Below are 10,582 nucleotides of genomic sequence, written 5' to 3' on the forward strand. Positions count from 1 at the left end.
TGATTTACGTCTGCCGGATGGAACCGGGCTAGATATTATCGAGCAGCTGCGTGAATATTCTCCGCATACACAATGCATTGTGCTCACTTCTTTTGATGACGACGACGCAGTAGCTGAATCCCTCGAAGCGGGCGCAAAAGCTTTTCTGCTTAAGACGGTGCGCGGGGCAGAAATTACGGATGTAATTAAAGCAGTAGCAGATGGGCGGGTCTTATTAGATGAACGCACTGTGACGCGCCGGCGGGCTGACCATGACGATCCGACCGCTGATTTAACTCCTTCCGAGCGGAAAGTGCTCAATTTGATTGGGGAAGGGCTTTCTAATCGGGAAATTGGGGAGAAACTCGGGGTAGCAGAAAAAACCGTGAAGAATCATATCACTTCGCTACTTTCTAAAATGGGGATGGAGCGCCGCACCCAAGTGGCGGCCTGGGTAGCTGGGCAGCGAGCTTCTGGCTGGCGCCAACAATAGTGCCGATTGCAGCCATAATTTAACGCATTGACTACGCGGTATAAGGCAGCATTTATCATCCGCTATTAAATGAGTGCTTGGATTAGTTAGTTTTAATTTTTATACCGCTTTATTAAGCGAGTGGCACTTGCCAGTAAGTGCGCGTACCCCGGGTGCCATCTCGGCGGGGGCCAATCGTAAAACTGCCGCGATGCCGCCGGGCGCGGGCTGCTAAATTAGCCAATCCGGAACGGCGAGCTGCCGCCGCAGTAATACCTACGCCGTCATCCAGTACCTGTACCTCTATCTGCTGGGCATCTACATTAATCTCTACTACTACTGAGGCAGCGCGGGCATGACGAGCCACATTGGAAAGACCTTCTCGTACTACTGCCGTCACATCGTCGGCAATATCAGCTCCGATTAAATCGTCGATAGTGGTGTAATCGAAATCTGCCGGCGGTATTTCGCCATCCTTTCGGATAATCAGCGAGGGAGCGAATCCCAGTGACTGCAGCGAGAGAGTAGTTTCGTGTTGAAGGCGTTCGAGCAGTGCCGCCGCCGGAGAATCATCGCGCAGTGAACGCACTATTTTCCGAATCTGCGTCACCGACTCGTCTAAAGCCCATATCGCATTATCTAGAGCGTCCTTTACTTCTGGGCTGGCATTGGAATCTAAATCCTCTTTTACTGCCGTAATATGCATACCGGAAGCAAAAAGTTGCTGAATAGCTAAATCGTGCAAATCGCGGGCAATGCGGGCGCGCTCATCTAGCTCCAAAGCCATTTCTTGTGCGTGACGAGCCTGTACTAGTTCCATCGCGAAAGCGGCTTGCTGGGCCACATTTTCCGCCATAGTTAAATCATGCAAATCAAATTCTGCGGCCTTTAGATGCCGCAGCAGGATAATTACTCCGCGCCCTACTCCTTTCGATACCAGTGGAGCATAGAGTGCCGGGCCGTATTCTCGCATTAAGGGAATACGTACGGTAGTTAAACGCTGCATAGAGTCAATTACGAGCCCATTTTGCTCTCGAATCACCGTCTGGGCGCGCCCGTCTGGCGGAAAATTGAGGCCACGGAATTTTTCGCTTCCCTCCCCAGCCACTATCTCGCACATCCAATTATTCTTTATAGAAGGCAGAATCATTAACGCCACATCGGCGCGGGCGGCTATGCGCATTTCCTCCGTAATCACCTGCAGAGATTCTTCCTCTTCGGTGCCTTCGAGAAGTGAGGAAACGATATTTTGCGAAGCAGCTAGCCAGCGCGCGCGATTTTGCGAAGCCGTGTAGAGATAGGAATTTTGTACAGCGATAGATGCGGCATGAGCCAGCATCTCCATCTTGATGGCGTCATCTTTCGTGAATCCACCCGGCTTATCAGTCAGATACAGCCGCCCCCATACTTGCTCATTTACCGGCACTATTACGCCTAAAAAGTTTTCCATATGAGGGTGGTGTTTAGGATATCCAGCAGCGCGTGGATGATGCGGTAAATCATTTATAATGAGTGCGCCTTGGGCGGGAATCTCAGCTATTATCCCTAAGCCAGCGGGGGGAGAGCCGATTTTGCTGGCATGCGTTGCGTCTAAACCAGAAAAGAAAAACTCTACGGTATCTCCGTGAGCATCGAGTACTCCCAAGGCGCTGTAGTGCGCGCCGGTGAGCTCACGAGCAGTATCGACGAAGAATTTCATCGCCTCGGGTCGCTCTAATTTTCCGGTCAATTCTAGCGCTTTGGCCAGCAGCTCGGTAAGAAAAGAATTATCAGCCATCTACATACTCCTGTTCTGTAGACCAGCGGTAAATTGGGAGCTGCTGCATTACTTCTTTATGGGTACCGCGGGCTAGTATCCGTGCCGGATGTTCACCTAAAACTATCACTTCATCAGCAGCATCGAGTGGATGTAGACGATGCGTAACCAATATTACCCCGCGTTGTTTGGCGGGAATAGAAGAGATTTTTCTGTTTTTCGCGCCGGTGGTAGTGGCTGCTGGTTCTGCACCAGCAAGAGTGGTAGTTGATTCTGCGCCGGCAGGAGCAGGTATTTGCGGAGAGAGAGAAGGATTTCCGGCAGCTAGTAGATCGCGAATCAACTTATCTGCCGTTGCAGAATCGAGATGTTCGCCGGGCTCATCGAGGAGGAAGAAATCTGCTGGAGAAGCGAAAGCGCGCGCCAGTAAAATGCGGCGGCGTTCTCCGCCAGAAAGAGTGCGGGAATTTTCGCCCAGCATCGTCTCTACTCCTTCCGGTAATTGTGCTAGCCATTCTCCTAAGCCGGCCGCTTCGAGGAGTTCTGTGGCTTCTTCTGGAGTAATATCGGCGCGCGCGACGCGGAGATTCTCCAGCACTGAAGTGTGGAAAATATGGGCATCTTCGGCTGTGAGTGTTACTTTATCGGCTACGGTAGTGCGTTCTAGGGCCGCGATATCGGCTCCCGATATTTCCACTACGCCTTGATGAGGGCGAATCATCCCGGCCAAGGTGTAAAGCAGGGTAGATTTGCCGATTCCTGAAGCACCGACTATAGCAATAGTTTTCCCCGGTACGAGGCGCAGATTTAGCTTCTCGCTAAGATCAGGGCCTCCGGGCCACCCCAGTACAATATCTTTTGCTTCTAAAAGGGGAGTACTTGTAATAGGAGCTGCAAGCGGAGTCGCGGCTGCGGGAGGTGTGGACGCGGGCGCGGAAGGCACAGCTGCTTGCAATTTGGCAGCTACCTCATAATTCGCGGGATCTGTAGCAGTATTTTTGCCGGTATTTAGCAGTTCGGTAATGCGCAGGGCGGCGCGGGCAGAGCGCACTAGTTGAATAGCGGCATCTGGCAATCTTTGAGTGGATTCAAAGGCGGAAAGGGGCGTGAGGGTACAAACTACTAACCCCACCGCAGATAAATTGCCGTTTACTACTTGCCCACTGCCAATTAAAATAGCGGCAATTACGGAGATTCCTAAAGCGAATACATCTATGGCGCTGGCAAAAGCGGTAGAAAAAGCAGCTTTATTGCGGTTTTGCTGGATCAATTTTTCGGTTTTTTGCTGTGCTGCTTCTAAGTGTGAAAGTTTGCCGCTTACACGCAATTCACTAGCTGATTCGAGAAGTGTGAGGGCCTCTATATTTAGCTGACTGCGTTCCTTTACCTGGTTTATTTCGGCTCTGCGCGCGCTGCGGGCGGCAAAATACGGGCCAGCTAAGCCAGATAGTAATAAACAAAAGGCCAATACTAGACCAATGGGTAAGCAGAGAGCGCTCACGATTGCAATAGAAATAAGCGAAGTTACCACAGCGACAGCAGCGGGAAGTAGAGATTTCACCACTACCTGCCCGATTTCATCTACATCGGAGCCCGTGCGCGCCAGCAGATCTCCGCGGCGGATTGAAGCAACTACATCGGTCGGAGAATCAGCTAGTTGGCTATATACCTGGGTGCGGAGTGCAGCCATACCATTGAGAGATACGCGGTGGGAGGAAATGCGTTCCAGGTAGCGAAAAATAGCTTTTCCTACTCCGAAAGCGCGCACAGAAGTGGCGGCAATAGAAAGATCGAGTACCGGGGGGAGCTGGGCAGCGCGCGCAATTAGCCAAGCCGAGACGGCACCTAAGCCCACACCAGAACCAATAGCTCCAGATCCCAAGACTATAGAAAGTCCAAAGCGTTTTTTATCAATCTCCAGCATATGCAATACCCGGCGGAGAGCAGCCCGCTCAGCGGGCGGAAATATAGATTCAGTCATTATTTCCTCCGGTCTTTTTTCCCCACGAAGTGGGCAGCGCATAGTCATACTTTTGCATTTCCCGGTGTGCTTTAGTGGCCGCATCTTCTGCTTGTTGTTTCTGCAGGGCAATCTCTGCGGAAATATCTCGAGTGCCAGCTTCAATATCGATTACGGTATCTGCCAATTTAGCTAGAGCGGCGCGGTGAGCGATTACGATTACCGTATGCCCGTGCGCTTTCAGAAATTGCAGCGCATTGGCCACGTATTCTTCACTAACTGCATCTAGATGCGCAGAAGGCTCATCTAGAATTATTATTTGTTTTTCCGAGATAAGCGCGCGCGTAAGGGCGAGACGCTGGCGTTGGCCGACGGAAAGACCCACTCCGCCTTGCCCGACCTTAGTATCCCAACCGGCGGGAAGAGAGTGAATCACCTCTAAAAAGCCGGTGAGTTTTGCGGCTTCCAAAAGGGGGAGGTTGTGCTCGGGTTCAGTTACCTCTAAATTTTCGCTAATAGTGCCCGGCACCAATACAGGTTGCTGTGGCACCCACGAGATATTTTTCCACCACCAATTTTTATCGATCTGGGAAAGTGGAATATCGCCGATAAAGACGGTGCCGCTATCTGGGGAAAGTAGACCCAGAATTACCTGCACAGTGGTGCTTTTACCTGCTCCACTCGGCCCCCGCAAGACGGTAATTTTTTGAGGGCTGATTGTTCCACTCAAATTAGCTGGAGCTACCGTAGCGCGCCCCGGAGCGTAGACGCTTAAGTCTTCTAAGCGTATTACCGTATTTTTTAAGTCTAAATCTGCTGGTGAATCAGAGCTTACTTCAGAGATATTTTGTGCAGGAGCAGCGGAATTTAAAGGTGGATTAGCCACAGCTGGAGATGAAAGTTTAGCTGACAGCAACGGCGTTTCTGCTGGCAACGGCGTTTCTAAAATAGCAAAGGCTTGCTTTGCAGCGGCCATGCCGTTCGATGAAGCATGGAATTGGGTACCTACTTCACGGAGGGGCTTGAATACTTCGGGAGTGAGCATAATCAGCACTAATCCTTCAAAAAGCATTAGTTGCCCGGCCACCATTCGGAATCCTACTTCTACCGCCACTATGGCGGTGGAAAGGGTAGTGAGGAATTCGAGAGCAGCTCCAGAAAGAAAAGCTACATAGAGAGTCTGCATAGTTTTTTCGGTAAAAGCTTTCCCAAGTTTATATACCCGCTTCTGTGGGCCTTTTTCGCGCCCGACCGCTTTCAAAGTAGCTAGACCAGCCAGCAGATCCAATAACTGGGCTCCCAGCTCCTGCATAGCGCGAAGCCGCTGCCCCGAGTAGCTAGCGGTCATTTTCCCAATCAAGATCATGAAAAGTGGTATGAGCGGAATACAAAGCACTACAGCTAAAGCCGATACCCAGTCGATAGCCAGCATAATTACTATTAGTACCGGAGAAGCAGTGACACAGAGGAATAATTGGGGAAGGAAAGAGACAAAGTAAGCCTCTAAATCATCTAAACCGCGCGTAGCTAAGGTGACTACGCGCGTAGTATTTCCTTGGGAAAGCCAGCGCTCGCCTAGATTTGCAGCGTGGCGCAATACCTGAGTGCGGAAAGTGCTTATTACTTGTAAGGCAGCTCGATGCCCGACGCTGCTGCGCAGATATTGAAGAGCGGTGCGGAGCAAAAAGATTAGCGCCAACCAGAGCAGCAATGGAATAATATCTGCCCGGCTAGCTGTGCCATAAAAAATAGGGGAGAGCGCCGCGGCAATGAGAATAGTTTGTATCGCTATAAGTAGCGTCATCACGAATCCCAGCAGCACTAAAAAAGCAATATATCGCCGGGCGCTGCGGGCGTATTTTAAGAGGCGAGCATCAAAAGGTTTCACTACCAAACTTTCCTAAAGAATTTGTAAGTGATTATAGGTGGATAAAATACGAAGTAAAAGGTGGAGAGCCATGTGACCCTCCACCTTTTACATTTTTATAGCTTTAATTTAAGCCTGCGTGGAAGCAAATTCCCGCACTTCGGTAGGATGTAATCCGGCAAATTCGTCCGGAATATTCTGCACCGAAATACGCTTGGTGAATATGCTATAAGCCCAAGCAGTGTAGCCAAGTACGATTGGCACGAAAATTACTGCCGCAATAAGCATTACCGTATGGGTAGGAGCAGTAGCGGAAGCCTGTACCAAAGTGAGGTTATAGGCTTCGTTAATACTAGACTTCAGAGCGTTAGCACCGAAAGTCAAGAATATGAAGGCTACTGCACCGGCTAGTGCTCCGAAGTGCACGAAGAAAGCACCTTTCTCGTTACCCATCCAGGTGAGAGCCACTGCTCCAATAAGCAGTACCGCCGTGAGTAGGAGCGGAATCCACGCCCAGATACTAGCGGAGTACGCAAATTGTGCCCAGAGTGCCCAAACAGCGGTTATTGCGGTGGAGAAGAGCGAAGTCTTCTTTGCCAGGGCAATTGCCCGAGTTCGGATATCTCCTTGCGTCTTCAACGCAATCCAGAGAGCTCCATGGTTAAGGAAGAGGCTGCACACTACCACGCCACCGACAATGGTAAAGGGCGTGAGAAGGGAGAAAAATCCGCCGGTGAGAAAATGCTGTGCTCCGCCGAGCAGGGCAGCATCTACGTCGCCGGGCGCAGCGGCGATAAATTCGCCATTCACGTAGTTTCCTACTTGAATCTGCATTCCTTGTACTAAATTAGCGAAAGCTACACCCCAGAGTATCGATACGATCCAGGCCGAACCAGTGTGCAGGTTATCCCATACAGCACGCCAGCGCGCGGAATTAATCTTGCCTCGCCATTCAATTGCACATATGCGCACAATCAACATGACCAGTACCAATACGAGTGCTAAGTACATTCCGGAGAACATAGTGGCATACCACTCCGGGAAAGCGGCGAAGGTGGCACCGCCTGCGGTGAGGAGGAATACTTCGTTTCCATCCCAGTGTGGCCCAATTGAATTGAGCAGTGCCCGCTTTTCTTTTGCATCTTTTGGCAAAATATTGAGGAGCATGCCGGTGCCGAAGCCGAAGCCTTCCAGCGTCACATATCCCGCCCAGAGGACGATGATAAGGATAAACCAAATGATTTGTAAGATTGAAAGTTCCATTATGATTTCCTAACCTGCATTCCTCAGTAGACGAAACTCAGCTTGGCATCCGCTGCATCTACATCAATAGTTTCTACTGCTACTTCGGCGCGCGGATTGATGCCTTCCACTACATAGCGCTTTACCAGTAAGAACCAGACGATACCGAGTGCTAAGTAAAGGAGAGTGAAAATGATTAACGAAGCCAGCAGTTCAATGCTGAGTACGTTTTGCGATACACCATAGTCAGTGAGTTGATTAATTAACTGCGTAGGCGGAGTGCTTTCCATAGGCTGAGCTTGGAAATTTGGATATACCACCCAAGGTTGGCGACCCATTTCCGCGAGAATCCAGCCGAATGTAGAAGCGAGATAGGGGAAAGTAATCGTCCACATGAAGAGCTTTGCTAAACCAGGGGAATCCGGTAGCTTATCTTTTCGCAGTACGAAGAGCCCTAGCAGTGCTAGCAGAGCCGAAGCAAAGCCCAGCCCCATCATGATTCGGAACGAGTAGAACGAGATGAAAGGATTGGGAAGATAATTTTGATCGGCTCCGTAGGTATCGGCAAAGTACTCTTGGAACTGCTTATTAATATCGTCAGCTCCGGTGATTTGCGATTCCGGGCCACTGAAGTGATTGGTGACCATGAAGGACTCTAAGCCCGGAATCGGTAAAGTTATTACTGAATCCGCATTGAGCTCTGTGCCCTTCATAATTAAGCCGAGTTGAGCCGATTCTTCGGTCTGGGAGATTCCCATTGCGGCAATCATCTTCGTGGGCTGCGCCTTATAAATATGCTGCCCCATGAAATGCCCAGTAGTGATGACGAACAGTGCACCAATCAGCATAGCAATGAAACCGAATTTAGCGGCTGGCTTCCAGTACTCGAGAGCTTCGGCTTTGTCGCCAGCCTTTACTCTCCGCACTATCCACCACATGGACACTCCGGCAACCAGAGAGCCGGAGAGCAATAAGGAAGCGGTAAAAGTATGGGCAAAGGCGTACATCGACGTGGGGGAAAAGATCACATTTAAGAAGCCGGTGGCGCCGTCAAGCTCGGCCCGCCCCGTCTCCGGATTAAAGATCGCTCCTACCGGATTCTGCATAAAGGAATTTGCAGCCAGAATAAAGAGTGCCGATACATTCGTGCCGATGGCGAAGAGCCATACAGCAGCAGTGTGTACTTTCGGCGATATCCGCCCGCGGCCGAAGATCCAGACGCCCAAGAAAGTGGACTCTAGGAAGAAGGCGAGCAGAGCTTCGAAAGCGAGTGGTGCTCCGAAAATATCTCCTACATAGCGGGAGTATTCCGACCAGCCCATACCGAATTGAAACTCTTGCACAATACCGGTGGCCACGCCGAGTGCGAAGTTAATTATTAAAATTTTGCCAAAGAACTCAGTGATTTTTAGCCATCTGGCTTCACCACTCTTGAGCCACTTGGTCTGCATTATTGCCACTAGCAGGGAAAGACCTATGGTCAGCGGTACCAAAATAAAATGGTAGACCGTGGTAATTCCAAACTGCCACCTGGCAAGGTCTAGAGCTTCCACCTCGATTACCTTTCGTCAGACGTAAATTTTACAGCTATGAATAGGTGCTGAAAGTGGCACCCTGAAACGGGTGCTATGCCAGCGAAGCCGGATATTTCGAAGAAACTAAAGGCTGTGGGACCTAAGGCACTATAAAGCCACGGAAACCAGAGCCAGTATTTTTTCGGGGAAAATCCGTTCAACTGCGCTTTATCTACTTACTCAGCAGAAAAGCTACGCGCTGAATACTATTCTCATAACCTATTATTACACTTATTTTGCAGGAAAAACCTCGTGATGGGCCCTAAGTAGGCCGGAAAACTATTTTTGCAAGGAAAGTCTTTCGTAATTAGGTAGCTAAATAAGGGAAAATGCTTAATTATTCTGATTTTACTATTTTTTAACAGAGAGAGTGGCTCAATATTTTTAGCTAAGTGAGTCGCATTTTTAGATAGGGGAAGTTCGCTAAATAAATAAGAAATTATGAGGTAAGTGAGTAGCTCCACAAGTGATTTCGAGATAGTCAGCTTTGCTATGGTGGCTGGAGAGCAGAAGCGTGCTAAAGTAGCACTAGGCAATTTGAGCGAGCATCAGCTTAAAATTTTCCTTACTTGAGCGCCGCGGTTTGTACTGCGTAGCTGCCGGAGGGAAATGCCTCCATAGACTTTTGCAGCCGAAGTGGTTGCGGGAAAAATTGTTCCGCTAGTGGCTAGATGCAGGCGGCTACGGAGCAGGGAAAGTACCTTTTAAATGGTTGCTGATAAGAAATCAGAAGAAAAACTAAATAATACTGCCGAAAAGCGCCAGCGGCGCAATGCGAAAAAGTTGAATGCCGATATTACTTTTTCGGCAGGGCTCAGCGATATGCCGGCGGAAAAAGAGTCGAAGCCGGTAAAGTCAGTAAAGCCAGTGCAGAAAACGGCGCCACTCACCACTTTGCTCTTTCAGGAGCCAGATGTTACGAAAGTGGCAGAAGCACGGAGAGTACGCCGGCAGAAGAGCCAAGAAAAAGCGGACGCTGCTGGCGAAGGCTTTTCGAGTGCTGTGGAAGATAATTCGGAAGTGCCGGCGGAAGAATCGACTGCTACTGCGCGGCGTTCGCGGCGCGGATCGCGCGGGGGTACTCGCAGTAGACGGCGGCACGGCGCGGATACGGTGGAAAACGAGAATACGCCCGAAAATCTAGAAAATAGCGCAGAGGAAGATGGCGTAGATAAGGGGAAGCGCCGAGCAACATCTAAAGGTGCTGGCTCGAGAAGCTCCAAACAGGCAGATGTGAAAGCGGAATCTGCCGAGATAGATGCAGCGGCGGCCGGAGGTGAAAAAACTGCAAAAACTTCCGGAGAGAGTGCTGCTAGTGGTGAGAATGATGAAGAAAGTTCTCCGAAAGTGCGCCTGCGCCGGCGGCGAAGTGGGAATAAAGCTGGAGCAGAAGATGAAGTCACCGCTCCGCGTGGTTCTACTCGGCTGGAAGCGAAAAAGTTGCGGCGGAAGAAGAAGCGTGCGACAGGGAAACGCCACTATGCCGTATCTGAATCGGAGTTCTTGGCGCGGCGTGAATCGGTGCAGCGGGAGATGCTTATCCAAGAGCGCGATGGCTTAAATCAGATCGCTGTGATTGAAGATGGAGTGCTAGTAGAGCATTTCGTGGCCCGGCATACCCAAACTACTATGGTCGGAAACGTCTATTTAGGGCGAGTGCAGAATGTATTGCCTTCCATGGAAGCTGCTTTCGTGGATATAGGTAAAGGCCGCAATGCGGTGCTCTATGCCG

6 protein-coding genes and 1 pseudogene are annotated in these 10,582 nt (G+C 50.2%); 2 read left to right on the forward strand and 5 right to left on the reverse strand.

What is annotated here, in order from left to right:
• On the forward strand, positions 1-472 hold a 472-nt coding region (locus Q0X35_RS04480; RefSeq protein WP_297565985.1), incomplete at its 5' end, for a response regulator transcription factor.
• Positions 473-584: 112 nt separating this feature from the next.
• On the opposite strand, the gene Q0X35_RS04485 is transcribed toward Q0X35_RS04480, so the two are convergent.
• The 5 genes from Q0X35_RS04485 to Q0X35_RS04505 all read right to left on the reverse strand — a co-directional run bounded on the left by Q0X35_RS04485 (position 585) and on the right by Q0X35_RS04505 (position 8,829).
• Positions 585-2,228, reverse strand: a complete 1,644-nt coding sequence (locus Q0X35_RS04485; protein ID WP_297565987.1) for a GAF domain-containing sensor histidine kinase — start codon at positions 2,226-2,228, stop codon at positions 585-587.
• A complete protein-coding gene (gene cydC / locus Q0X35_RS04490; RefSeq protein ID WP_297565989.1) occupies positions 2,221-4,188 on the reverse strand; it encodes a thiol reductant ABC exporter subunit CydC in 1,968 nt (655 codons plus the stop codon). Before cydC ends, Q0X35_RS04485 begins: the two co-directional genes overlap by 8 nt.
• Positions 4,181-6,055 carry a thiol reductant ABC exporter subunit CydD gene (gene cydD, locus Q0X35_RS04495; RefSeq protein WP_297565990.1) on the reverse strand — a complete coding sequence of 625 codons (1,875 nt, stop codon included), beginning with the start codon at positions 6,053-6,055 and terminating at the stop codon, positions 4,181-4,183. The genes cydC and cydD overlap by 8 nt, the downstream gene beginning before the upstream one ends.
• 108 nt (positions 6,056-6,163) lie before the next feature.
• Positions 6,164-7,297 (reverse strand): cytochrome d ubiquinol oxidase subunit II, encoded by a 1,134-nt coding sequence (gene cydB, locus Q0X35_RS04500; RefSeq protein WP_297565992.1) that lies wholly within the window; start codon positions 7,295-7,297, stop codon positions 6,164-6,166.
• A 23-nt stretch (positions 7,298-7,320) separates the two neighbouring features.
• Complete coding sequence (locus Q0X35_RS04505; RefSeq protein ID WP_297565994.1) at positions 7,321-8,829, reverse strand: cytochrome ubiquinol oxidase subunit I; 1,509 nt, start codon at positions 8,827-8,829, stop codon at positions 7,321-7,323.
• Between the two features lie 729 nt (positions 8,830-9,558).
• On the opposite strand from Q0X35_RS04505, the pseudogene Q0X35_RS04510 reads away from it, so the two are divergent.
• Positions 9,559-10,582, forward strand: a pseudogene (locus tag Q0X35_RS04510) (hypothetical protein); the annotation flags it as partial.

It is taken from the genome of uncultured Arcanobacterium sp. (assembly GCF_947253055.1).
Taxonomy (GTDB): Bacteria; Actinomycetota; Actinomycetes; order Actinomycetales; family Actinomycetaceae; genus Arcanobacterium_A.